At 69.8% G+C, this 26863-nt stretch carries 7 protein-coding genes; 5 read left to right on the top strand and 2 right to left on the bottom strand.

Annotation, left to right across the window (positions count from 1 at the left end):
- Positions 1 to 89 precede the first annotated feature (89 nt).
- Genes NJ1_RS10440 through NJ1_RS10430 form a run of 3 tightly spaced genes read left to right on the top strand, consistent with a single transcriptional unit; the run spans position 90 to position 24074 of the window.
- Positions 90 to 23246 (top strand): non-ribosomal peptide synthetase, encoded by a 23157-nt coding sequence (locus NJ1_RS10440; protein ID WP_084477963.1) that lies wholly within the window; start codon positions 90 to 92, stop codon positions 23244 to 23246.
- Positions 23243 to 23485 carry an MbtH family protein gene (locus NJ1_RS10435; protein WP_067691029.1) on the top strand — a complete coding sequence of 81 codons (243 nt, stop codon included), beginning with the start codon at positions 23243 to 23245 and terminating at the stop codon, positions 23483 to 23485. Before NJ1_RS10440 ends, NJ1_RS10435 begins: the two co-directional genes overlap by 4 nt.
- Complete coding sequence (locus NJ1_RS10430) at positions 23475 to 24074, top strand: fasciclin domain-containing protein (RefSeq protein ID WP_067691027.1); 600 nt, start codon at positions 23475 to 23477, stop codon at positions 24072 to 24074. The genes NJ1_RS10435 and NJ1_RS10430 overlap by 11 nt, the downstream gene beginning before the upstream one ends.
- A gap of 35 nt (positions 24075 to 24109) precedes the next feature.
- Here NJ1_RS10430 and NJ1_RS10425 read toward each other — a convergent pair whose 3' ends face one another.
- Both NJ1_RS10425 and NJ1_RS10420 read right to left on the bottom strand, forming a co-directional pair.
- Positions 24110 to 24919, bottom strand: a complete 810-nt coding sequence (locus tag NJ1_RS10425; RefSeq protein WP_067691024.1) for an alpha/beta fold hydrolase — start codon at positions 24917 to 24919, stop codon at positions 24110 to 24112.
- 95 nt (positions 24920 to 25014) lie between these two features.
- The gene (locus NJ1_RS10420; RefSeq protein WP_067691022.1) at positions 25015 to 25659 is read right to left on the bottom strand and encodes a TetR/AcrR family transcriptional regulator; all 645 of its coding nucleotides are present in this window, start codon (positions 25657 to 25659) and stop codon (positions 25015 to 25017) included.
- Between the two features lie 146 nt (positions 25660 to 25805).
- Here NJ1_RS10420 and NJ1_RS10415 point away from each other — a divergent pair, with 146 nt between their 5' ends.
- Both NJ1_RS10415 and NJ1_RS10410 read left to right on the top strand, forming a co-directional pair.
- On the top strand, positions 25806 to 26180 hold the full coding sequence (locus tag NJ1_RS10415; protein WP_067691019.1) for a nitroreductase family deazaflavin-dependent oxidoreductase: 375 nt from the start codon (positions 25806 to 25808) through the stop codon (positions 26178 to 26180).
- Positions 26181 to 26338: 158 nt separating this feature from the next.
- Positions 26339 to 26761 carry a pyridoxamine 5'-phosphate oxidase family protein gene (locus NJ1_RS10410; RefSeq protein ID WP_067691016.1) on the top strand — a complete coding sequence of 141 codons (423 nt, stop codon included), beginning with the start codon at positions 26339 to 26341 and terminating at the stop codon, positions 26759 to 26761.
- The last annotated feature ends 102 nt before the right edge of the window (positions 26762 to 26863 follow it).

The raw sequence follows: 26863 nt of genomic DNA, 5'->3' as shown, positions 1-26863 counted from the left end.
GCCCGAACCCTAACTAGATCGTTGCAGGGATGTTGCTGTCGTGCGTTGGTTAGTGTCCGCAGTTTTCTATCGGCGAATGGAGTGTTTGAATGACCGCCCTGGCCTCAGAGCCTGCAGGTCGTGACGCATCGGACATCGCTTCCTCTTTCCCCTTGTCGGCAGCTCAGATTGGCATTTGGAACGCCCAGCACATCGCCCCCGATGTCCCTTTGACGGTGGCGCAATACCTCGATATCCACAGCTCGCTCGATGTTGTTACCCTTGGGCACGCGGTACGTCTATGTGCTGAAGATTTGCAGAGCCTCCGCTTGACGATCGCTGAAGTGGACGGCAGCCCAGTCCAACTGGTCGGTCCCGCTGACGACATCGAAATCCCGTGCCATGACTTCCGGGCCTGCGACGATCCGCGCGGCGCCGCCATGAGCTGGATGCGCGCCGACGCGGCCGTGCCGATTCCGCTGCTGGGCGAGTGCTTGTTCGTCTCCGCCGCCCTGCGGGTCGGCGACGACGAGTACTTCTGGTACGCGAAGATGCACCACATCGCCATCGACGGTTACGGTGCGATGTTGCTGGTCGCGCGAATCGCAGAGCACTACAACGCGATCGTCGACGGCCGCGCACCCAGCCCCTCGAACGCAGCGGACCTGTACTCGATCTACGAGGCCGAGTCCGCCTATCGCGAATCGCCGGAATTCGCTCAGGACCAGCAGTTCTGGCGCGGGCGCCTCGATGCCATCGGCTCGGCGTTCAGCCTCAGCGATCGTTACGGTCCGCCCGGGGCGGACCGTTCGGTCGAGAGCGGATTGCTCGCTCCCGCATCCGCGGCCGAACTCGGCGCGGTGCGAGAGCGATTCGGCGCCTCACGCCCGGCGCTGCTGACCGCGGCCGTGGCCGGATATCTGGCGGGGGTGACCGGTAGGGAAGCGGTCACGCTCAGCCTTCCGGTCACGGCACGCACCACCCCCGAACTGCGCATGTCCGCGGGCTACGTGTCCAATGTGGTTCCGCTGCACATCGATATCGCCGCGGAGGCGACGGTCGCCGATCTGGTCGGCCAGGTGGATCCGGCCATCCGCGAGGCCCTGGCGCACCAGCGCTACCGGCACGAGGACATGCAGCGTGACCGGGGCGCGGTGGGCGAACACCGCAGCTTCTTCGGACCCGTGGTCAATGTCATGCTGTTCCACAACGGGATTCGCTTCGGCGGCACCGACGCCACCATGCACCTGCTCTCGACCGGGCCGGTCGAGGATCTCTCGATCACCATCTACAACGGTTCGGGCGAAGGCGATCTGCACGTCGACTTCCTGGCGAATCCGGCGCGATACACCGCGGACGAACTGCGCGCGCACCACCGGCGCTTCCTGGACTACCTCACCGAGTTCCTCTCCGCCGCACCGGAAGCGGCCCTCGGCGAACTGACCGTGATGGGCTCGGCGGAACTGGATCTGGTGCTGCGGGACTGGGCTTCGGTCCCGGCGCACGCCGCACCTACCGGAACGATCGCCGAGGTCTTCGACGCGGCCGTTGCCGCGCATCCGGAGACGACCGCCGTGACCCACGACGGCGTGGCACTGACCTATCGCGAGCTGGACGGGCGCGCGAATCGCCTGGCGCGCGAACTCATTCGGCGCGGAGTCGGCCCCGAGACGCTCGTCGCGGTCGCATTGCCCAGATCGATCGATCTGGTCGTCGCTCTGCTGGCCGTGATCAAGTCGGGCGGCGGCTATCTGCCCGTCGACCCGGACTATCCGGCCGACCGCATCGACTACATGCTCGACGATGCCCGCCCCGCCTGCGCGATCACCTCCTCGGCGCTGCGCCTGAACCTGCCGGACACGCTGCCGACGGTGGATCTGGACGCCTTCGATCTGCTTTCCGGACAGCGTGATCCGATCACCGCCGCCGAGCGGATCGGCACGCTGACCGCGGGCAATGTCGCCTATGTCATCTACACCTCTGGTTCGACCGGACGCCCCAAGGGCGTGCAGATCCCGCACGCGAATGTGCTGACCCTGTTCGCGAACACCCAGCCCGCGTTCGAGTTCGATCATCGGGACGTGTGGACGCTGTTCCACTCCTACGCCTTCGACTTCTCGGTGTGGGAACTGTGGGGTCCGCTGCTGTACGGCGGCACGCTCGTCGTGGTCGACTACGAGACCTCGCGCTCCCCGGCGCAGTTCCTCGAGTTGCTGCGCCGCGAGCGCGTGACCGTGCTCAACCAGACGCCCTCGGCCTTCGCGCAGCTGGTGGACGCCGATCGGGACGAGTTGGAGCAGAACCCGTCGGCCGAGCCACTGTCGTTGCGCTACATCGTGTTCGGCGGCGAGGCGCTGGATCCGCGCCGGCTCGTGGACTGGTACCGGCGGCACGAGGAGCGCGCGCCGCGACTGGTGAACATGTACGGCATCACCGAGACCACCGTGCACGTCACGCACCGCGTGCTCGATCGCGCCGCCGCGGAGTCCGGTGGCGGCGGCATCGGCCGGGCCATCCCCGGACTGGGAATCTTCCTGCTGGACAGTCGCTTGCGGCCCGCGCCGATCGGCGTCGCGGGGGAGATCTATGTCTCCGGCGCGCAGCTCGCCCGCGGCTACCTCGGTAAGTCGGCGCTGTCCGCGGGACGATTCGTGGCGGACCCGTTCGGTGCGCCCGGGTCCCGGCTCTACCGTGCGGGCGACCTGGGCCGCTGGACCGCCTCGGGTGAACTCGAATACCTCGGCCGCGCGGACGATCAGGTGAAGGTGCGCGGTTTCCGCATCGAACTCGGCGAGATCGAAGCGGCGCTGCTGGCGCTCGAGCAGGTTCGTCAGGTCGCGGTGATCCTGCGCGCGGACAATCCGGCCGATCCCCGGATCGTGGCCTACCTGGTGCCGGAATCGGATGTGACGCTTGATCTTCCGTCGCTGCGCGAGGCTCTGTCCGAGCGCCTACCGGACTACATGGTGCCCGCGGCGCTGGTGCCGATCGACGCGATTCCGCTGACGTCCAACGGCAAACTGGATCGGCGCGCACTGCCCGAGCCCGTCGTGACCACCATCGAGTACCGGGCTCCGCGGACGCCGGCCGAACGCGTGGTGGCGACCGTGCTCGCGGAATTGCTCGAGGTCGAGCAGGTCGGTCTGGACGACGGCTTCTTCACCCTGGGCGGCAATTCGCTCATCGCGACCCGGGTCGCGGCGCGGATCGGCGATGCGGTCGGCACCAAGGTGCCGGTGCGTCTGGTGCTCGAGGAGTCCACGGTGGCGGCCCTGGCCGCTCGGGTGTCGGAACTCACGCCCGACACCGGAGGCACCGCGCTGACGGCTCGCGTACGGCCGGAACGCATTCCGCTCTCACCCGCGCAGAAACGGGTGTGGTTCATCAACCGGTTCGACCCGAGCGCGTACACCTACAACATTCCCTTCGCGCTGCGCCTGCGGGGCGATCTCGACGTCGCGGCGCTGCGCGCGGCGGTCGCGGACCTCGTCGCGCGGCACGAGCCCCTGCGCACGGTATTCCCCGACAGCGCCGACGGGCCGTGGCAGCGGATCCTCGACGCGGATGCGGCCACGCCCGCACTGGTACCGCTCGACGTGCCCGACACCGGACTCGAGGCCGCACTCCGGGCCATCGCGGCCCGGGGCTTCGACCTGACCGACGAGACGCCCTTCCGGGTCGAGTTGTTGCGCAGCGCCGCAACCGAATCCGGTGGTGGCCCGGTGCACGTGCTGGCCGTGGTGATCCATCACATCGCGGCCGACGGCTGGTCGCTCGCTCCGCTGTTCGCCGATCTGTCCGTGGCCTACGGCGCCCGGCTCGCCGGCCGTGCTCCGGAGTGGACCGCACTGCCGGTGCAGTATGCCGACTACAGCCTGTGGCAGGCCGAACTGCTCGAGACCGGACAGGACTCCGGTCCGGCGGCGACCGAGCTCGAGTACTGGCGGGCCCAGCTGGCCGATCTGCCCGACGAGCTGTCTCTCCCGTACGACCGCCCGCGCCCCGCGGTGCAGTCCTTCCGCGGCGCGAAGGTGGATGTCGCGGTGGACGCCGCGGTGCACGCCGATCTGATCCGGCTCGCGCGCGAGACGGACGCCACCCTGTTCATGGCGGTGCACTCGGCGTTCTCGGTGCTGCTGGCGCGGCTCTCGGGCGGACTCGACATCGCGGTCGGCACTCCGGTGGCCGGGCGCGGCGAGCGCGAGCTGGACACCCTGATCGGCATGTTCGTCAATACGGTCGTCTTCCGTGCCCGGCTCGACGCGGGCGAGTCCTTCCACGCCCTGCTGGGCCGGCAGCGCGAGACCGACCTGGCGGCGTTCGCGCACGCGCAGGTGCCGTTCGAGCGCCTGGTCGAGGAGTTGAATCCGGTCCGTTCCACCGCCCGGCATCCGCTGGTGCAGATCGGTTTCTCCTTCCAGAACCTCGGCCGGGTATCGGTGGAACTGCCGGGACTCGAGGTGTCCGGCCGTGAGATCGAAACCGGCGTAGCGCAATTCGATCTGCAGCTGGTCCTGACCGACACCTACGACGAGCACGGCGCACCGGCCGGGATCAGCGGCCATTTCGTCTATGCCGCCGATCTTTTCGACGCCTCGACCGTGGCGAGCTTCGCGGGCCGCTTCACCCGTCTGCTGACCGACGCGGCCGCTCACCCGAGCCGGGCAGTCGGCGACCTCGAGGTCCTGGACCCGTCCGAGCGCACGCGAATCCTGCACGGCTGGAACGCGACCGGAAATCCGGTGGACACCCGGCAGACGCTGGCCTCGCTCTTCCTCGCACAGGCCACCCGCACCCCGGCGGCGGTGGCGATCGTGGCCGATCGAGGTCGCGACGCCGACCCCGCGGCCCTGACCTACGGCGAGTTCTCCGACGAGGTCAATCGCCTTGCCCGGCACCTGATCTCGATCGGCGTCGGCCCCGAGGTCCGGGTCGCCCTCGCCGTGCGCCGCTCGGTGGAGCTGCTGATCGGCATGTACGCCGTGGTGGTCGCCGGTGGCGTGTACGTCCCGCTGGATCCGGATCAGCCCTCCGAACGCCTGCAATACATTCTCGACACCGCGGCGCCGCTGTGTGTGCTCAGCACCGGCGCCGACGTCGCCGCCCTGCCCGCGGCCACCGCGCCGATCATCGAGATCGACTCGCTGGACCTCTCGGGGCTGCCGTCGCACGCCGTTCTCGATCGGGAGCGGCGCACGCCGCTGCGCCCGCATCACACCGCGTACATCATCTTCACCTCCGGCTCGACCGGGCGCCCCAAGGGCGTGGCCGTGCCGCACCGGGCGGTGGTGAACCAATTGCTGTGGAAGCGTGCGACATTCGGGCTGGACGGCGACGACACCGTACTGCTCAAGACCGCCGCCACCTTCGATCTGTCGGTGTGGGAGTTCTACTCGGCCATGCTCGTCGGCGGCCGGACCGTGGTCGCGGCGCCCGACGGGCATCGCGATCCGTCCTACCTCGCCGCCCTGATCGGCAAGCAGCGGGTCTCGGTGCTGCACCTGGTGCCCTCGCTGTTGTCCACCCTGTTGACCGAACCCCAGGCCGAGTTGCCCGCGAGCGTACGGCTCGTGCTCGCCATCGGCGAGGCTCTGCCCGCGGCGACCGCACAGCGATTCCGGCGTGCCAACCCGCACATCGAGCTGTGGAACCTGTACGGCCCCACCGAGGCCGCGGTCTCGGTGACCGCGCATCGGGTCGATGCCGTCGACACCGAGACGGTGCCGATCGGGCGGCCGGAGTGGAACACCCGGGTCTACGTGCTCGATTCGCGACTGCGCCCGGTGCCCGCGGGCGTGGTGGGAGATCTGTACCTCGCGGGAGCTCAGCTCGCGCACGGTTATTCGGGCCGCGGCGTGCTCACCGCCGAGCGGTTCGTGTCCGATCCCTTCGCCTCGGCCGCCGGTGAGCGGATGTACCGCACCGGCGATATGGCGTCCTGGAACACCTCCGGGGAGCTGCAGTACCACGGCCGCACCGATTTCCAGGTCAAGATCCGCGGCTTCCGCATCGAACTGGGCGATATCGAGGCCGCGCTGCTGGCGCAGGACGATGTCGAGACCGCGGTGGTCGTCGCGCGCGCCGATGCGTCCGGCGGCGATCAGCTGGTGGCCTACCTCGCGCCCGTCAGCGGGCGCGCGGTGGACGCGGACGCGGTCAAGGCCCGGCTGGCGGCCGTGTTGCCCGCCTACATGATTCCGGCCGCGCTCATGGTGTTGGCGGCCCTGCCGATGACGAGCACCGGCAAGGTCGACCGCCGCGCGTTGCCCGAGCCGGTGTTCGCCTCGGCCCTGTACCGGGCCCCGGCGACACGCGTCGAACGCCTGGTGGCCACGGCCTACGAGGAGTTGCTCGGCGTCGATCGGATCGGCCTCGACGACGACTTCTTCGGCCGCGGCGGCAATTCGCTGCTCGCGACCAGGGCGGCGGCGCGACTGAGCGTTCTGCTCGAGACCGCGGTGCAGGTGCGGACGCTCTTCGAGGCACCGACCGTGGGTGCGCTGGCCGCGCAGCTGGAATCGATCGCCGGCACCGGTGGCCGTGTGGCGCTGCGGGCCGGGCAGCGGCCCGCGCGGGTGCCGCTGTCTCCGGCGCAGCAGCGCCTGTGGTTCCTGAACCGCTTCGACACCGATTCCGGCGCGTACAACATCGCGGTGGGATTGCGCCTGTCGGGCCGGTTGGACACGGCCGCACTGCAGTTCGCGCTGTCGGACGTGGTCGACCGGCACGAGGTGCTGCGCACGATCTTCCCCGAGGATGCCGAGGGTCCGCATCAGACGGTGCGGACGAGCGTCACGGTGCCCTTCGCCCAGATGGTCTCGGACGAGGCCACCCTGGAGACCGATACGCTCGATTTCGCCTCCAGCGGTTTCGATCTCGCGGAGCAGATCCCGATCCGCGCGGGCCTGTTCACGCTCACCGCACAGGACCAGGTGCTGGTCGTGGTGATCCATCACATCGCCGCGGACGGCTGGTCCCTCACGCCGCTGGCCGCGGATCTGGTGGCGGCCTACGAGGCCCGGCGCTCCGGCGCGGGGATCGCCCGTCCGGCGCTGCCGGTGCAGTACGCCGATTTCAGTGTGTGGCAGCGGGAATGGCTCGGCAGCGAGGACGATCCGGCGAGCCCGATCGCCCGTCAACTCGGCTACTGGCGTGAGCGGCTCGCGGATCTGCCCGAATGCCTGGAACTGCCGACCGACCGGCCGCGCCCGCTGGTGGCCACCCATGGCGGTGCGACGCTGCGTGATCGGATGGACGCGCGAGCGCACGCCGCGCTGACCGAACTGGCGAAGCGGCACGGCGTCAGCGTGTTCATGGTGCTGCACGCGGTGCTCGCGACGATGCTGGCCCGCCTGGCCGCCACCGACGACGTGGCGATCGGCACGCCGATCGCGGGCCGTGCGGACCCGCAGCTGGACGAGCTGGTCGGTATGTTCGTCGGCACCCTCGTGCTGCGCACGGCAGTGGACGGCAGCGCGTCGGTCGCGGATCTGCTTCGCTCGGTGCGTGATTCGGATCTGGACGCGTTCGCGCACGCGGACCTGCCGTTCGAGCGCCTGGTCGAGGTGCTCGAGCCGGTGCGCTCGACCGCGCATCACCCGCTGTTCCAGGTCATGCTGTCGGTGCACAACTCCGTCGTGGAGACCGTCGAGCTGCCCGGATTGCGGTGCACCGCAGCGGCGATCGACACCAGTGCGGCCCGCTGGGATCTGCAGTTCACCCTCGTGGAGACGCGCACGGCACAGGGCGATCCGGCCGGGATCGACCTGAGCCTGACCTACGCCACCGACCTGTTCGACGAGTCCACCGCGCTGCGGTTCATCGAACGCTTCACCCGGATGCTCGCCGCCGCGGCCGCGGACCCCACCCTGCTCATCGGTGATCTGCCGCTCCTGACGGCGGTCGAGGCGCACGCCCTCGCGCCGGTGACCGGACCCCACTCGGGCCCGGTGCTGACGCTGGCGGAGATCTTCACCGCCGCCGCCACGCTCGATCCCGGCGCCGTCGCGGTGCGCTGCGGCCGCCGCGAACTGACCTACGCCGAGCTGGATCGGATGACCGACCGGCTCGCACGGGTGCTCATCGCCCGCGGCGTCGGTCCGGAACACACCGTGGCACTGGGCATTCCGCGCTCCCTCGAATCGGTCGTCGCTACCATCGCGGTGACCAAGGCCGGAGCGGCGTTCCTGCCCGTCGATCCGGCCTACCCGATGCAGCGCAAGCAGCACATGCTCGACGACTCCGGTACGCGGTTGGGCCTGACGATCGCCGAGCAGCACGGCGAGCTGCCCACCAGCGTGCACTGGCTGACTCTGGACGATCCGGAGTTCGCCGCCGTCATCGCGAGCCACTCGGACGCGCCGATCACCGACGCGGATCGCGTCGCGCCGCTGCGGCACTCGCATCCCGCGTACCTCATCTACACCTCGGGCTCGACCGGAACACCCAAGGGCGTCGCGGTCCCGCACACCGGTATCGCGAACTTCGCCCGCACCATGGCCGGTCGTTTCGATGTCGACGGGACTTCGCGCACACTGCATTTCGCCTCGCCGAGTTTCGACGCCTCGGTGCTCGAGCTGCTGCTGTCCTGGGGTGCGGGTTCCACCATGGTGGTGGCCTCGCCGCAGATCTACGGCGGCGACGAACTGGCCGATCTGCTCGAACGCGAACAGGTCACCCACGCGTTCCTCACCCCGGCCGCGCTGGCGACCGTGGACGCCGAACGCCGCCTGCCCGCCCTGCGCAGCCTGATCGTGGGCGGTGAGGCCGTCGGCGCGGAACTGCTGGAGCGCTGGGCCACCAGCCGCGCCATGTTCAATGCCTACGGTCCCTCCGAGGCGACCATCGCCGCCGCCGTGTCCCATGCGCTGGTGGCCGGGCAGCAGGTCGTGCTGGGCGGCCCGATCCAGGGTGCGGGGCTGGCGGTGCTGGATCGCCGGATGCGGCCCGTCGCGGTCGGCGTGATCGGCGAGCTGTACCTCAGCGGAGCCGGGCTGGCGCGCGGCTATCCGTCGCGGCCGGATCTGACCGCGTCGCGCTTCGTGGCGGACCCGCACGGCATCGCCGGTGAGCGGATGTACCGCACCGGTGACCTGGTGCGCTGGACCGAGGGCGGCGAACTCGTGTTCGTCGGCCGCGGCGACGACCAGGTGAAGGTGCGCGGCTTCCGCATCGAGCTCGGCGAGATCACCTCGGTGATCGCGGGCTATCCGGGAATTCGATTCGCGCACACCGAGGTTCGTGACGACGAGGCCGGACGCGCGCAGATCGTGTGCTACGTCCGGGCCGATACGGGCGCCCTGGATGTTCCGGCGCTGCGCGCGCACGCCGGGGCTCACCTGCCCGCCTACATGGTGCCGTCCGCGGTCGTCGCGCTGGACTCGATTCCGTTGTCGCCCAGCGGCAAACTCGATCGGCGCGCCCTGCCCGAACCGGCGTGGTCCGAGCCGGTCGACGGCCGTGAGCCCGCGACGCCGACCGAGATCCTGGTGGCCGCGGCCATGGCCGCGGTGATCGGGCGCGAACGGGTCTGCGCCGATCACAGCTTCTTCGAGCTGGGCGGTAACTCGCTCTCGGCGACCCAGTTGGTCGCGCGGATCGCGATCGCCTGCGGACATCGGCTCGCGGTGCGCGAGGTCTTCGAGCACCCGACGCCCGAGGGACTGGCCCTGCTGGTGGATCGCGCCGCGGGCGAGATAGTCCCGGACCGACCGCGTCTGGGCACGCTCGCGCGTCCCGGCCGGGTGCCGCTGTCCTCGGCACAGCGGCGACTGTGGTTCCTGAACCAGCTCGACACCGGTTCGGGCGCGTACAACATTCCGGTGGCGCTGCGTCTGCGCGGCGAACTGGACGAGTCGGCGCTGCGTGAGGCGCTCGCCGACGTGATCGCGCGCCACGAGATCCTGCGGACGCTGTACCCCCAGGATGCCCAGGGACCGCACCAGGTCGTGCGGCCCGCGGACGAAGTGCCGGTGACGCTTTCGCGCATCGAGGTGAGCCCGCTCGAGGTCGAGTACCACATCGAGATCTCCACCGAGGCGGGCTTCGACCTGACCTCGGAACCGCCGCTGCGGATCGAACTGCTGCGCAGCGGCGGCGACGAGTACATCGTGGTGCTGATCCTGCATCACATCGCGATGGACGGCTGGTCGCTGGCGCCGCTGGCGGCCGATCTCATGACCGCGTACGAGGCCCGCCGCGCGGCCCGCGCGCCGCAGTGGGCCCCACTCGCGGTGCAGTACGCCGATTTCGCGATCTGGCACGGTGAACTGCTGGGCAGCGAGGACGATCCGGACAGCGTGGCCGCGAAACACCTGCGGTACTGGCGGACTCGACTGACCGGACTCCCGGACTGCCTCGAGCTGCCGCTGGATCGTCCGCGCCCGGCCGTCGCCACCCATCGCGGGGCCTCGATCCGCACCCGGGTCGACGGCGATGTGCACAAGCGGCTGATCGCGCTGGCGAGGCACTACGACGTCAGCGAATTCATGGTGCTGCACGCGGTGCTCGCGGTCGTGCTGGCGCGATCGGGCGGCGGCTCGGACATCGCCATCGGCACCGCGATCGCCGGACGTTCCGAACCCGAACTCGATCACCTGATCGGCGCGTTCGTCGGAACCCTGGTGCTGCGCACCACCATCGAGGGCGGAAGTTCCTTCGAGGACCTGCTGCGCTCGGTGCGCGAGACCGATCTGGAGGCGTTCGGGCACGCCGAGCTCCCGTTCGAGCGGCTCGTGGAGGCGCTGAACCCGGCGCGCTCCAGCGCGCATCACCCGCTCTTCCAGGTGTCGTTGTCACTGGACAACTTCGCCGCGCCGACCCTGCGGCTGCCGGACCTGAGCGTATCGGTGCATCGCGTCGATCCGCTGGTGGCGAAGTTCGATCTGCAGTTCGCCTTCGGCGAGGCGCCGGCGGGGGATCCCGTCGGCGGGCTCGAACTGTGCCTGACCTACGCCACCGATCTGTTCGACGAGACCACGGCGGTGAGCTTCGGAGACCGCTTCGTGCGGGTGCTCTCGGCGGCGGTGGCCGCACCGGAGATCGCGGTGGGCGATCTGGAACTGCTGGCCGCCGAGGAGTTCCGGGCGCTGGCCCCCGTACCCGGGCCGGACTTCCAGGACATCCGCACGCTGCCGGAGCTTTTCGCCGCCGCGGCCGGGGACCCCGATCGGATCGCGATCGTCGCCCAGGCGCGGAGCCTGACCTATCGCGAACTCGACGAGTGGTCGAATCGATTGGCGCGCACCCTGATCGCACAGGGTGCGGGCCCCGGAACCGTCGTGGCCCTGGGCTTGGCGCGATCGCTGGAATCGGTGGTCGCCACGGTCGCGGTCGCCAAGACCGGTGCGGCCTATCTGCCCGTGGACGTGCGGCATCCGGCCGAGCGGATTCGGCACATGCTCACCGACTCCGGCGCGCGGATCGGTCTGTCCATGCCCGCGGATCTGGCGCTGCTGCCCGGTGATCTGCCGGTGCGCTGGCACTTCGTGGATGCCGATCCGGTGCACGAATCGGCTGCGGCGGTGACGGATTCGGATCGGATCCGCGCGCTGGCCGTCGAGGACGTGGCGTACGTGATCTACACCTCGGGTTCGACCGGTGTGCCCAAGGGCGTCGCGGTCACCCATCGCGGCCTGGCCGGCTTCGCCTTCGAGCAGCGCGATCGCTACGGTGTGGATTCGGATTCGCGCACACTGCATTTCGCCTCGCCGAGCTTCGACGCGTCGGTGCTGGAACTGCTGCTGTCCTGGTGCGCGGGCACGACCATGGTGGTCGCCTCCGCCGACACGTTCGGCGGCGACGAGCTGGCCGAGCTGCTCGAGCGCGAGCGCGTGACGCACGCGTTCATCACCCCGGCCGCCCTGGCCAGCATCGACGGTGAGCGCCGGCCGCTGCCGGAACTGCGCTGCCTGGTGGTCGGCGGCGAGGCCGTCGGCGCGGAGCTGGTGGCGCGTTGGGCCCCGAACCGGTCGATGTTCAACGCGTACGGACCGTCGGAAGCCACGGTGGCGCCGGTGATCTCGGACGCGCTGGCGGTCGGCGGGCCGGTCCTGCTCGGCCGTCCGATCCGGGGTGTCGCGGTCGCGGTGCTCGACGCGCGCCTCCGGCCGGTTCCGGTCGGGGTGGCGGGTGAGCTCTACGTGACGGGTGCGGGTCTGGCCCGCGGTTACGTGGACCGCAACGCGCTCACCGCACAGCGTTTCGTGGCGAACCCGTTCGGGGCGGTCCCGGGGGAGCGGATGTACCGCACCGGCGACGTGGTGCGCTGGACGGCGTCGGGGGATCTGGTCTTCGTCGGTCGCGGCGACGATCAGGTGAAGATCCGCGGTTTCCGGATCGAGCTGGGCGAGATCAATGTCGCCATCGGCCGATTCGCGGGAATCCGGTTCGCCCACACCGAGATCCGGCAGGACGACAACGGCACGCCGCGAATCGTCTGCTATGTCGCGACGACCGCCGGGACGCTGGTCGAGACCCAGGCGGTGCGCGCGCACGCGGCCGCGGAACTGCCCGGCTACATGGTGCCCTCGGCGATCGTGGTGCTGCAGGACATCCCGCTGTCGCCCAGCGGAAAGCTGGACCGGCGCGCGCTGCCGGAGCCGACCTGGGAGGTATCGGAGGCCGGACGGGTTCCCGAGACCCCCAGCGAGGTGCTGGTGGCCTCGGCGATGGCCGAGATCATCGGCCGTGATCAGGTCTGCGCCGATCACGACTTCTTCGAACTCGGCGGCACCTCGCTCTCGGCCACCCAGCTGGTGGCCAGGATCGCCGCGGCCACCGGCCGCAATCTGGGCGTGCGCGCGGTCTTCGAGCATCCGACGCCCGAGCGATTGGCGCGGATGCTGGATCAGGCTCTGGCACAAGGTGACTCGGGCCTTCCGGAGCTCTCGCGCGGCAATCGCCCGGAGCGGATTCCGCTGTCCCCGGCGCAGCAGCGACTGTGGTTCCTGAACCGGTTCGACACCGGATCGGGGGCCTACAACATCCCGATCGCGCTGCGGTTGCACGGTGCGCTCGACACCGCCGCGCTGCACGCGGCCCTGGGTGATGTGGTGGCCCGGCACGAATCGCTGCGCACCCTGATCCCGCAGGACGCACAGGGCCCGCACCAGGTGATCCAGCCCATCGAGAACGCGGCGTTCGCGCTGCCGGTCGTGGACTCGGCCCCCGGTGAGGTCGAGGATCGGCTGCGGACCCTCGCGGCCGCCGGATTCGATCTGGCCGTGCACCTTCCGCTGCGCGCGGAACTGCTTCGCCTCGCGCCGGACGAGCACGTGCTGGTCGTGGTGATGCACCACATCGCCGCCGACGGCGGCTCGGCCGCACCCCTGGCGGCGGATCTGGCCTTCGCCTACGCCGCCCGCCGGTCCGGCAACGCTCCGGAGTGGATCGAATTGCCGGTTCAGTACGCCGATTTCAGCCTCTGGCAGCGCGAACTGCTGGGCGAAGAGGGCGATTCCGACAGCGTCGCGGCCGGTCAACTGGCCTACTGGCGCGAAAAGCTCGCGGCACTGCCCGAACGCCTGGAACTGCCGATCGACGGGTCACGTCCGGCGACGCAGTCCTACCGGGGTTCGACGGTGCTGTCGCGGCTGGACGGGTCCTCGCACGCGGCGCTGGTGCGGCTCGCCCGCGATCACGACGTGAGCCTGTTCATGGTGCTGCACGCCGTGCTCGCGGTCCTGCTGGCCCGCCTGGCCGGAACCGACGATGTGACGGTGGGTACGCCCATCTCGGGTCGCGCGGATTCGCGACTGCATCCGCTGATCGGCATGTTCGCGGGCACGCTGGTGCTGCGCACCCCGATCGACCGGTCGGGCTCGTTCAGCGATCTGCTGTCCGCGGTGCGCGATATCGACCTGGACGCGTTCGCGCACGCCGACATCCCCTTCGAGCGGCTCGTGGAGGCACTGGACCCACTGCGGTCGACCGCGCATCACCCGCTGTTCCAGGTGATGCTGTCGGTGCACGACGCCATGCCGCGGCTGCCGAAGCTGGGTGAGGTGCGGGTCGAGATCGAGGAGATCGCGCTCGAGATCGCCAAGTTCGATCTGCAGTTCACCTTCACCGAATCGCATACCGCACAGGGCGATCCGGAGGGCATCGACGTCTGCCTGACCTATGCCACGGACCTGTTCGAGGCCGACACGGCCCGGCGGCTCAGCGATCGGTACCTCCGGTTGCTGGCCGGGATCAGCAGCCGGCCCTTCGCGGCGGTCGGCGATATCGACCTGCTCTCGGTGCCGGAGCGTTCCACCCTCGCCCCGGCGCGCGGGGTGGGCAGCCCGGTCACCGCGACCCTGCCGGAGCTGTTCACGGCCGCGGCCGCGGACCGCGATCAGATCGCACTGGTCTCCGACGAGGGCTCGATGACGTACGGGGAGCTGGACGAGCGCTCGAACCGGATCGCACGGGCCTTGCTCGCCCGGGGCGTCGGCCCCGGCGACATGGTCGCGCTGGGACTGCCCCGTTCGATGGAATCGGTGCTCGCCACCGTGGCGGTCGCCAAGACCGGCGCGGCCTTCGTCCCGGTGGACGTGCGCTACCCGGCCGACCGGATCCGGCACATGCTCACCGATTCCGGTGCGCTGCTGGGCGTGAGCGTCGAGGCAGAGGTCGGCGCGCTGCCCGCGGAGCTGAACTGGCTCTCGCTGGCCGAGCTCGAGACGTTCGAATCGGCTGCGCCGGTGTCGGATTCGGATCGGGTGCGGTATCTGAGCGCCGATCACGTCGCATACGTCATCTACACCTCGGGCTCGACCGGTGTGCCCAAGGGCGTCGCGGTGACCCACCGCGGCCTGGCCGGATTCGCGGCCGAACAGCGCACCCGCTACTCTCTCGATTCCACTTGCCGGACACTGCATTTCGCCTCGCCGAGTTTCGATGCCTCGGTGCTCGAACTGCTGCTGGCATGGGGCGGTGCGGCGACCATGGTGATCGTGGCACCGGGGGTGTACGGCGGCGAGGAACTCGCCGCGGTGCTCGATCGCCGAGAGGTGAGCCATGCGTTCATCACCCCGGCCGCCCTCGCGAGCATCGACGTCGTGCGCTGGCCGCTGCCGAAGCTGCGGACCCTCTCGGTCGGTGGTGAGGCGGTGGATCCGAACCTGGTCGCGCGCTGGGCGCCCGGCCGGGAACTGCACATCGGCTACGGTCCGACCGAGACCACCATCATGAGCACGATCTCCGATCCGATGTCCTCGGATCCGACGGTGGTGCTCGGCGGCCCGATCCGCGGCACCTCGCTGGTCGTGCTCGACGAGCGCATGCGCCCGGTCCCGCCGGGGGTCTCCGGTGACCTGTACATCGGCGGCGAGGGCCTGGCGCGCGGGTACCACCGCCGTTCCGGCCTGACCGCGCAACGCTTCCTGGCCAACCCGTTCGCCACCACGCCGGGGGAGCGGATGTACCGCACCGGTGACGTGGTGCGCTGGATGACCTCGGGTGTGCTGACGTTCGTGGGGCGCAGTGACGATCAGGTCAAGATGCGCGGCTTCCGGATCGAGCTGGGCGAGATCAGCACCGTCGTCACCGATGTCGAGGGAATCCGCTTCGCCCACACCGAGATTCGGAACGATCCCCGCGATCGTCAGGCCATCGTGTGCTACGTCGTCGCGGAGAGCGATGATCCCGCGCTGGTGGATCCGGCCCGGCTGCGCACGGCCGTGGCCGACCGGCTGCCGGTGCACATGGTGCCCTCGAGCTTCACACCGCTGTCCTCGATCCCGTTGTCGCCCACCGGCAAACTGGACCGCCGGGCACTGCCCGAGCCGGTCTGGTCGATCGGGGAGTCCGGGCGTGCGGCCCGCACCCCGAACGAGAAGCTGGTGGCGATGGTGATGGCCGACGTGCTCGGCCACGACCAGGTGCACGCGGACAGCAGCTTCTTCGAGATGGGCGGCAACTCGCTGTCGGCGACCCAGCTGATCGCGCGCATCGCCGCCGAATCGGGTCATCAGCTCGCGGTGCGCGCGGTGTTCGAGCATCCGAGCACCGCCGGCCTGGCCGCGCTGCTGGACGAGGTCGCCGGTTCGGGGCTCGCACCCCGGCCGACTCTGGTGGCCGGTGAGCGCCCGGATCGGGTGCCGCTGTCGCTGGCGCAGCAGCGCCTGTGGTTCCTGAACCGCTTCGACACCCAGTCCGGCGCCTACAACGTGGCTGCGGGACTGCGACTTTCGGGCCGGGTGGACATGGCCGCCCTGCAGTCGGCGGTCACGGATCTGGTCGGGCGGCACGAGGTGCTGCGCACCGTGTTCCCCGAGGACGCGCAGGGTCCGCACCAGGTGGTGCGGCCCGAGGCGGCGGTGCCGCTGGTGCAGATCGTGTCGGGGCCCGGATCAATCACCGAGGATGTCATCGAGTTCGCCAGTGCCGGTTTCGATCTCGCGATCGAGATTCCGATCCGCGCGGCGGTGCTGCGCGTCGGCGTGGACGAGCACGTGCTGGTGATCGTGGTGCATCACGTGGCGGCGGACGGATGGTCGCTCTCGCCGCTGGCGACCGATCTGATGACGGCGTACGAGGCGCGCCGCAAGGGCGCGGCCCCCGAGTGGGCGCCGCTCGCGGTGCAGTACGCCGATTTCAGTGTGTGGCAACGGGATCTGCTGGGCTCGGAGGACGATCCGGACAGTCTGATGACGCGCCAGCTCGCGTACTGGACCGAGGCACTCGCGGATCTGCCCGAATGCCTGGAGCTTCCGGTCGATCGCCCGCGTCCGGTGGTGGCCACCCACCGCGGGGCCTCGACCTCGGTGCGCATCGACGCCGAATCACACACTCGCCTGGTCGAACTGGCACGCCAGCACGAGGTGAGCGTGTTCATGGTGCTGCACGCGGCACTGGCGATCCTGATCGCCCGCACCACCGGCACCGGCGATATCGCGATCGGCACGGCGGTCGCCGGGCGCGGCGCGGCCGCGCTCGACGACCTGATCGGCATGTTCGTCGGCACCCTGGTACTGCGCACCCGGATCGACGGCGCGGCCTCTTTCGACGAGGTGCTCAGGTCGGTGCGCGATACCGACCTGGACGCGTTCGCTCATGCCGACCTGCCGTTCGAGCGGCTGGTCGAGGTGCTCAACCCGGTGCGCTCCACGGCCCATCACCCGCTGTTCCAGGTGAGTCTCTCGCTCACCAACATGGGCGTGCCCACGGTGGCGCTGCCGGACCTGACGGTCGCGGACTTCCCCGTCGATCCCGGTCTGGCCAAGTGCGACCTGCAATTCACCTTCACCGAGGCGCAGACCGCGCAGGGTGATCCGGACGGCGTCGAGATGTGCCTGACCTACGCCACGGACCTGTTCGACACCGCGACCGCCGATCGCATGAGCCGTCGGTTCGTGCGGCTGCTCACCGCCGTGCTGGCCGATCCGCGGATGTCGGTCGGCGACGCGGATCTGCTCAGCGCGTGGGAGCGGTCGGTGCTGGCTCCGGGACGCGGCGCCACCGCGGCGGCCCCGGTCACCCTGCCCGAGATGTTCGCGCGGGTGGTGGCTCCGGAGCATCCGGCGCTGGTGTCCGGCGACCGCACGGTGACCTACGGCGAACTCGACGAGTGGTCGAATCGCTTGGCGCGCAAACTCATCGCCCGTGGCGTGGGCGCCGGTGAGATGGTCGCGCTGGGTCTGGCCCGCTCGATCGAGTCGGTGGTCGGCGCGATCGCCATCGCCAAGACCGGCGCGGCGTTCCTGCCGGTGGACGTGCGGCATCCGGTGGATCGGATTCGGCACATGCTGACCGATTCGGCGGTGCGGTTCGGTCTCACGGTCGAGAAGGACCGCGATGTGCTTCCGGCCGATCTCGGCATCGAGTGGATGATCGCCGACGCCGCGACCGAGGAATCCTCCGCAGCGGTCGGCGCGGCCGAGCGGGTACGTCCGCTGAGCATCGAGAACGTCGCGTACGTCATCTACACCTCCGGTTCCACCGGACTGCCCAAGGGCGTCGCGGTCACCCACCGTGGTCTGTTCAACTGCGCCGAGGTGCAGCGGATCAGCTTCGGTGTCGAACGTGGTTCGCGCACCATGCATCTGGCCTCGCCGAGCTTCGACGTGGCGGTGCTGGAGTTGCTGCTGGCCTGGAGTGCGGGCGCGACGATGGTGATCGTCCCGATCGACGTCTACGGCGGCGACGCGCTGGCCGAGCTGATCGACGCGCAGGCGGTGACCCACGCGGTCATCACCCCCGCGGCGCTGGCGAGCATGGACGCCGAGCGCTGGGCGCTGCCCGGGCTGCGGGTGCTGGTGGTCGGCGGCGAGGCCTTCGATCGCGAACTGGTGGAACAGTGGGGACGCGGGCGGGCCATGATCAACGGCTACGGTCCGTCCGAGGGCACCATCGCCACCACCTTCTCCGAGCCGATGCATCCCGATCGGCCGATCGTGCTCGGGCGGCCCATGCGCGGTGTGACCGCGATGGTGCTGGACGCGCGCCTGCGGCCGGTGGCTCCGGGCGTGGTGGGCGAATTGTTCACCGGCGGAATCGGTCTGGCGCAGGGTTATCATCGCCGGCCGAGCCTGAGTGCCGAGCGCTTCGTGGCCAATCCGTTCGGCGGGACCGGTGAGCGGATGTACCGCACCGGAGATCTGGTGCGCTGGAACGTGGACGGCGAGCTGGTGTTCGTGGGCCGTGCCGACGATCAGGTCAAGGTGCGCGGCTTCCGGATCGAGCTCGGCGAGATCTCCGCGGTCGTCGCGGGGTGCGAGGGAGTTCGCTTCGCGCACACCGAGGTTCGACGTGACGACGGCGGTCGCGCGCAGATCGTCTGCTATGTGGTGGGATTGGACGGAGCGGCGCTGGACGTGCGCGTCTTGCGTGACAATGCCGCGCAGCGCCTGCCGGCGCACATGGTTCCGGCGGCCTTCCCGGTGCTGGACGCGATCCCGTTGACCCCCAACGGAAAGCTGGATCGGCGTGCGCTGCCGGAACCGGCCTGGATGATCCCCGACACCGGGCGCGCGCCGCGCACTCCCGGCGAGACGCTGGTGGCCGAGGCGATGGCCGAGGTGGTGGGACGCGAACGGGTCTGCGCCGACCACAGCTTCTTCGACCTGGGCGGCAACTCGCTCTCGGCGACGCAGCTGGTGGCGCGGATCAGCGCCCGGTCCGGTCATCGGCTCGAGGTGCGCGCGGTGTTCGAGCATCCGACTCCGGCACAGCTGGGCGCGCTGATCGATCGTGCGCTGGCCTCCGGTGGCGGGGATCGGCCCGCGCTCGCCGCGGGGGTGCGCCCCGCGCGCATTCCGCTCTCCCCGGCGCAGCAGCGGTTGTGGCTGCTGAACCGTTTCGACACCACCTCCGGCGCGTACAACATTCCGCTGGTGCTGCGCCTGCGCGGTGCGCTGGACGCGGCCGCGCTGCAGGAGTCGGTCGGCGATATCGTGGCGCGGCACGAGGTGCTGCGCACGGTGTTCCCGGTCGATGCGCAGGGACCGCACCAGGTCGTGGTGCCCGCTGCGGACCCGGCGTGGTCGGTGCCGGTGCTCGATATCGATCCGGAAGACGTCCCAGAGTTCGTGCGCACCTTCACCGGTGCGGGTTTCGATGTGACGCAAGAGGTTCCGATTCGCGGCCGGGTACTGCGGATCGACCGCGACGAGCATCTGCTGGTGCTGGTCATGCATCACATCGCCGCGGACGGCGGCTCGGCCGGACCCCTCGCGATGGATCTGGCCACCGCGTACGCGGCCCGCTGCCGGGGCGGTGCGCCGCAGTGGGCGCCGCTGCCGGTGCAGTACGCCGACTTCAGCCTGTGGCAGCACGAGGTGCTGGGCAGCGAACAGGACCAGGAGAGCACCGCCGCACAGCAATTGGCCTACTGGACGACCATGCTGGCCGATGCGCCGGACTGCCTCACCCTGCCGACCGATCGTCCTCGCCCGGCGGTGCCCTCCCAGCACGGTGCGACGGTGTTCGCGCGGATCGACGCCGATCTGCACGAGGAACTGATCGAACTCGCCCGCATGCACGGCGTCAGCCTGTTCATGGTGCTGCACGCCGCGCTGGCGGTCCTGCTGGCCCGGCTCGGCGGCACGAAGGACGTGCTGGTGGGCACGCCGATCGGTGGACGCGTCGATCCACAGCTGGACGCGCTGATCGGCATGTTCGTCGGCACCCTGGTGCTGCGCACGGCGGTCGAGGGTGATCGGTCCTTCGAAGCGCTGCTCGATACCGTGCGCGAAACCGACCTGGACGCCTTCGCGCACGCGGACGTGCCGTTCGAACGTCTGGTGGAAGCGGTGCAGCCGACCCGATCGGCCGCGCATCATCCGCTGTTCCAGGTGATGCTCTCGGTGCACAACACGATCCCGGCCATGCCGCGCCTGTCGGACGTGGAGGCGATCGTCGAGGACGCGGCGTTCGAGGTGGCCAAGTTCGATCTGCAGTTCACGCTCGCGGAATCGCATACGGCACACGGTGTTCCGAACGGCATCGACGTCAGCCTCACCTATGCGACGGACCTGTTCGACGCCTCGACCGCGGCCGGGCTGCGAGATCGGTTCCTGCGGGTGCTGCTGGCCGCGATCGCCCGGCCCGGTATGGCGGTCGGGGATTACGAGCTGCTCGACGAGCAGGAGGAGCAGTTGCTGGCTCCGGCCCGCGGGCGGGAATCGGCCGCGCCGTCGAGTTTCCCGGAGCTGTTCGCGGCCGCGGTGGCCGCCGCTCCCGGCGGTGTCGCGCTGCGCGACCGGGAGATCCAGATGAGCTACGACCAGCTCGATCGCTCGACCAACCGGTTGGCGCGAGCGCTGCTGAGCCGTGGAGTCGGACCGGAAGACTGTGTGGCGCTGGGTATTCCCCGTTCCATCGAGTCGGTGCGGGCCATGCTCGCGGTGATCAAGACCGGCGCCGCGTTCGTGCCGGTCGATCCCTCGTACCCGGCACAGCGCAAGGCGCACATGATCGCCGACTCCGAGGTCCGGATCGGCCTGACCGTCGAGCGCAAGCGGGCCGATCTGCCCGAGGGGCCGGCGTGGCTGGCACTGGATGATCCGTCCTTCGCGGCGGATGTGCGGTCCCGGTCCGATGCGCCGATCGGCGACGCGGAACGGGGCGGTCCGCGGATCGAGAATCCGGCGTACCTGATCTACACCTCGGGCTCGACCGGACTTCCCAAGGGCGTGAGCGTCACTCACGCGGGTCTGGCGAACTTCACCAGGGAACTGGCACAGCGCTGCGGCGTCACCGCCCGATCCCGGGTGCTGCACTTCGCCTCGCCCAGCTTCGATGCCGCGATCCTCGAGGTGCTGCTGGCACTGGGTTCGGCCGCGACGCTGGTGCTCGCCGACGCGTCCATGTTCGGCGGCCGGGAACTGCGCGAGTTCCTGAGCGCGGAACGGGTGACGCACGCGTTCATCATCCCGGCGGCGCTCTCGACCGTGGACCCGGCCGGTCTCGGCGACCTGGAGATGATCATGGTCGGCGGTGACCGCACCGGATCCGAGCTCGTCGAGCGCTGGGTCTCCGCGGCCTCACCGCAGCGGACCATGCTCAACGCGTACGGTCCGTCGGAGGCCACCGTGGCCGCGACGATCAACAACCGGCTGCGGCCGGGGGTGCCCGTCACGATCGGCGGTCCGCTGCGCGGATTCGCGGTCACCGTGCTCGACACCCGGCTGCGGCCGGTGCCGATGGGCGTGCCCGGCGAGCTGTATCTGGCCGGTGTCGGACTCGCTCGCGGATACCACCGCAGGCCGGGACTGACCGCGGAACGGTTCGTGGCGAACCCCTTCGGTGAGTCCGGGGAGCGGATGTACCGCACCGGTGACCTGGTGCGGTGGATCTCCCGGGCGGGCCAGCGCGAGATCGAATACCTCGGCCGCAGTGACGATCAGGTGAAGATCCGCGGGTTCCGCATCGAGTTCGGTGAGATCGACGCCGCGCTGGCCGGGCATCCGGACGTCGCCGCCGCCACGACCATCGGCTACGAGATGGACAACGGCGCGACGATTCTGGCCGCGTACGTGTGCGGTGAGCCGGGAGTCGAGGTGAACGCCGCCGAGCTGCGCCGGCATGTCGCGGCACAGGTGCCGGGATACATGGTGCCGCAGGCGGTCACGGTGCTGGACGCACTGCCGATCACCCCGGCGGGCAAGCTGGATCGGGCGGCGCTGCCCGAACCGGTGCTGCTCGCCGCGGCGGCCTACCGGGCACCGGTGACCGCGGGCGAGACGCTGGTGTGCGCGGCCTTCGCCGAGGTGCTCGGCGTGGAGCAGGTCGGCGTCGACGACAACTTCTTCGAACGCGGCGGCAACTCGCTGCTGGCGACGAGTGTCGTTGCGGCCCTGCGGGACAAGCACGGCGTCGAGGTGCCGATGCAGGCGCTGTTCCTGGATCCGACACCCGCCGGTATCGCCGCGCGGATCGACGGGCCGGTCGGGGTGGACGCGGTCGAGGCGGCGCTGGATCCGCTGCTGCCGTTGCGCGCCGCGGGCACCCTGCCGCCGCTGTTCTGCGTGCACTCGGTCAGCGGGGTGGCCTGGAGCTACACCGGATTGCTTCCGCACCTGGAACCGCAGCGGCCGGTGTACGGTCTGCAACTGCCGCACCTGACCGAGGACGAGTGCGGGATCGAGTCCATCGAGCAACTGGCCCAGCGCTATATCCGCGAGATGAAGACCGTGCAGCCCGAAGGGCCCTATCTGCTGCTCGGGTGGTCGCTCGGCGGTCTGATCGCGTATCAGATCGCGCTGCGGCTCGAAGCGGAGGGCGAGCAGGTGCAGCTGCTGGCCATGCTCGACAGCCGCATTCTCGCCGACGAGCCGGAGATCGCGGATCCGAGCGCCGGGGAACTGCTGGCCGCTCTGCTGGGCGATGCCAGCTTGGCCGCGTCGAACGTGACGGCCGAGCGGGCGGCGGAACTGCTGCACGAGCATCAGGGCCCGATCGGCTCGCTCAGTGCCGCGCACGTGGAGCGGATGTACGCGGGCTATCTGGCGGGCACCAGCATGGGCTACCGCTTCCAGCCCGCGCCCTACGATGGTGATCTGCTGTATTTCACTGCCACGGAAGACAGTTCGACGATGTCCAACGGCAGCCGCGAGGTGCCGACCTGTGGCGCGGACCCCTGGCGGCACTTCGTCCGGGGTGAGATCTTCGAGCACTTCATCGCGTGCTCGCACGTCGATATGGGTACCCCGGAGGCGCTCGCCAAGATCGCGCCGCTGCTGCGCCGCCATCTGGAACAGAGCGGCGAGCAGTCCTCCACCGCGAACCGGCACTGGTCGGCCTCGCACGCAACCACCGGAACACGAAGGGACAGCAAATGAGTGACAGCAATCCGTTCGACGATGAGGACGCCCGCTTCTCGGTCCTGGTGAACGAGGAGGGCCAGCATTCGCTGTGGCCGGACTTCGCGCCGGTTCCGGACGGCTGGCAGTCGGTGCATCAGGGCAACCGCGACGAGTGCCTGGCGTACGTGGAGCAGAACTGGACCGATATGCGTCCGCTGAGCCTGATCGCGGCCATGGCCTCGGACGCGGAGAAGTCCACGGCGCATGCCAACTAGTCGTTATCCGGCCGCCGCGGCGATCACACTGATCGTCGCGGTGGCCGCCACCGGCGGATGCCGATTCGATCCCCGGGATTTCGCGACCGATTTCTCCCCTGTGGCAGTGCGGGATTCGGCGACCGCGCCCGAAACGGTGCTATCGCCGCAGTCCGCCGAACCCAGCGAACTGACCGGGCCGGGCTGCGGCAGGTTCACCGACGGCGCCACCTTGGACGGTCTGCTTCCCTCGGAGCTGAAGGGGGCGGGCGCGTCGATGAACCAGGGGGACGGTCCGCAGTTCACGCTCTTCGTGCCCGACGAGTCGGCGTTGACGAAGCTGGATCCCGGCACCGTCGATCGGCTCCGGACCGACGCCTCGGCGGCGCTGAAACTGCTTGCGTACCACATGCTTCCGGTCGCGATACCGCCGAAGATGCTCGACGGCCACTATCGCACCGTTGAGGGCGGTGAGGTGACCGTCTCGCGCTCGGACACCGGAATCGACATCAACGACGCGACGGTGGTGTGCGGGGGCTTCCATGCCTCGAACGCCACCGTCTACATGATCGACCGGGTGCTCGTGCCGCCGATGCGCCCGACGGCCTGAGCTCGCCGGGCGATGCCGATGGTGGTGACCGCGGCTCATCCGGCGGCGGTGAGGAACTCGACGATCGTCGAGTTCACTTCCTCCGGACGCTCCAGATAGCCGTAGTGGCCACAGTTTTCGATCTCCGCGTAGCGCGCGCCGGGAATGACGTCGGCGACCTCGCGCCCGGCGGCGGGGGTGGTCATGCGGTCGTCGCCGAAGCCCACGATCAGGCTGGGCACGCGGATGCGGGCGTAGGCGGGGAGCCGGTCCTGTGAGCGATCGATGCCGATCTGGGCGCGCACGCCGGGGGAGGGTTTCAGCGTCGCGGTGTACTCGAAGATGTCCAGCCACTCCTGGGCGCGCGCGGGATCCTCGAGGGTGTGCGGTGAGAGGTTCAACATCGCCTTGATCGCGGCGGCGTACTGCGGCGGCAGCTGGACGCCCTCGTCCTGCAGGGCCCGCTCACCCCGGTTGAGCATCGTCGAGAGCGGATGCGGCCTGCCGACCGCGCCGAGGGCGACGACCGTGCGCAGCAATTCCGGTCGCGCCAGCGCCAGTTCCAGCACGACCCGCGATCCCAGGGAGTGACCGACCACGTGCGCGGGCGCGCCGAGTCGCTGGATCAGTGCGGCGGTGTCGCCGACCATATCGCCGATCCGGATGCCGCCGGCGCTTTCGTCACTGGGCGCGATGCCGCGATTGTCCATGGTCGCCACCCGGAATCCGGCCTTGACCAGAGCCGGCACCTGATAGGTGCGCCAGACTCGCCCGGGACTTCCGGTTCCCATCACCATGACGACGAGCGGCCCGTCCCCGGTGACGTCGTAGTTGATTCGGATCCCGTTGAGGGTGTCGATGGGCATCGGCACAGCATCGCGGCTGCCTCCGAGATTTCGCAAATGCGGGCGGGAATTCGGGGACGGAGGAATCGGCCGGCATGCGAGGAATCGCGTGATCGTCACTTTCTCCGGAGTTCCAGGGCGTCCAGGATCAGGTCGAGGCCGTAGTCGAATTCGGTGCTGGGGTCGTAGTCCGGTCGCAGGGCGTGGTCGGTGATCAGCTCGCGCAGGTGCGGTAGGTCCGGCGGCAGGTGCGCGAGGATGTCGCCCGCGACCTGCTCGAGTTCGGCGGGGGAGGACGCGGGCAGGCTCGATTCCTGCAGCACGTAACCGCCGATGTAGCTGTCGATGAGCGAAACGGCGTGTGCGGCAATCGGTAACGAGAAACCGCCGGTGCGCAGCACACCCAGGACCGCATCGTGGTGACGCAGGGTGGCGGGGCCCGGATTGCGGCGCGAATCCATCAGGCCCAGGGCCCATCGGTGCCGAGACAGCACCGCCCGCGCGGAGAACGCGCGTTGTCGCAGGGCATCGCGCCACCGCAGGTCGGTACTCGGCAGATCGATCGCCGCGAACACCGCATCGACGACCCCGTCGAGAATCGCTTCCTTGTTCGGCACGTGGTGGTAGAGCGACATCGCCTCCACGCCGAGCTCCTGGGCCACCCGTCGCATCGAGATCGCCTCCACGCCACCGCGATCGCCCACTCGCACCGCGGCGTGCAGCACGCGTTCCCGGCTCAGCGGTTGCGACGGTCGTGGCACGGCGGCTCCCGGTTTCGAATCTCTTGACAGTCTTACGACCGTAAGCCTACCTTACGTGTGTAAGGCAATCTTACGGTCGTAAGGTGCGTGCCGGAATTTTCGATCATCGCGGTCGGGTTGCCCGGATCCCAGGACAGGAGACGCCGATGCCGATGCCACGCTGGTGGGGCCGAATCAACAAACGAGTGTTCAACCCGCGGGCGATCGCGGGCGGCACCTGGCCCGTCCTCACCCATACCGGTCGCACCTCGGGCGCGACCTACCGCACGCCCCTGGACGCCTACCCGGTCGAGGGCGGCTATCTGTTCGTCCTCGTCTACGGCTCGGGGGCGGACTGGGTCCGGAACATCCTCGCCTCGGGCGTGGCCGAGCTGCGCGTCGGCGGCGAGGACCTGCGTCTCGGGTCGCCGCGTCTGATCTCGGAAACCGAAGCGTTCCAAATTCTTTCGGACGATGCCGGATGGCCGCCGAAGATCATGCGCATCACCGAATTCCTGCGCATGGACCTGGTCCCGGCCTGAGAATCCCGGCCGCGTGCCCTGGCCGTCGGCGTACGACATTCCGCCGGGGTGCGGGAATCTGTGACACCCGCGAGGCGTCGGTCGGCGGGCGTGGGCGCGCTCCCCGGATCGTCCGGGGCCGATGGTCGAGTTCGCGAGGTGCACGTACGGTGGAACCCATGGCACTGACGTTGGAAGATCGACAGAAGTTCCTCGCCCAACCGCACATCGGTGCGCTCGCGGTGGCCTCGAGCCCCGGACGAGCGCCGCTCAATGTGCCGATCTGGTACCAGTACGCCCCCGGTGGCGAGCTCTGGCTCCTGACCGCCGCCGACTCCAGGAAACTCCGGCTGCTCGAATCCGCCGGCCGCTTCAGCATCATGGCCCAGGTGCTCACCCCCACCGTTCGCTATGTCACCGCCGAAGGCCCGATCACCCGCACCGAACCCATGACCGATGCCATGCACCGGGAGATGGTCTCCCGCTACTTGGAGCCGGACAAGGTGGACGCCTACCTGAAAGTCGCCGACACCTACGGTCCGCAAACCGCCGTCTACATGCGTCCCGAACAATGGCTCTCCGCCGACATGGGTGCACTCTGACCCGTTCCCGCTGAGGCGAATCGGCTGTGGGCGAGCAGGATTCGCCACGACCCGGCCGGCCGGCGCGCACCCGTCGACATTCGTGTCGACGGTGCGCGCCGG

The organism is Nocardia jejuensis NBRC 103114, from assembly GCF_001613145.1.
In the GTDB taxonomy this organism is placed as follows: domain Bacteria; phylum Actinomycetota; class Actinomycetes; order Mycobacteriales; family Mycobacteriaceae; genus Nocardia; species Nocardia jejuensis.
This window is presented reverse-complemented; position numbering and strand designations above follow the sequence as displayed.

Coding starts and splice junctions, on each gene's coding strand:
- NJ1_RS10435 (WP_067691029.1), top strand. CDS start 23,243: ATGAGTGACAGCAATCCGTTCGACGATGAGGACGCCCGCTTCTCGGTC.
- NJ1_RS10430 (WP_067691027.1), top strand. CDS start 23,475: ATGCCAACTAGTCGTTATCCGGCCGCCGCGGCGATCACACTGATCGTC.
- NJ1_RS10415 (WP_067691019.1), top strand. CDS start 25,806: ATGCCGATGCCACGCTGGTGGGGCCGAATCAACAAACGAGTGTTCAAC.
- NJ1_RS10410 (WP_067691016.1), top strand. CDS start 26,339: ATGGCACTGACGTTGGAAGATCGACAGAAGTTCCTCGCCCAACCGCAC.
- NJ1_RS10440 (WP_084477963.1), top strand. CDS start 90: ATGACCGCCCTGGCCTCAGAGCCTGCAGGTCGTGACGCATCGGACATC.
- NJ1_RS10425 (WP_067691024.1), bottom strand. CDS start 24,919: ATGCCCATCGACACCCTCAACGGGATCCGAATCAACTACGACGTCACC.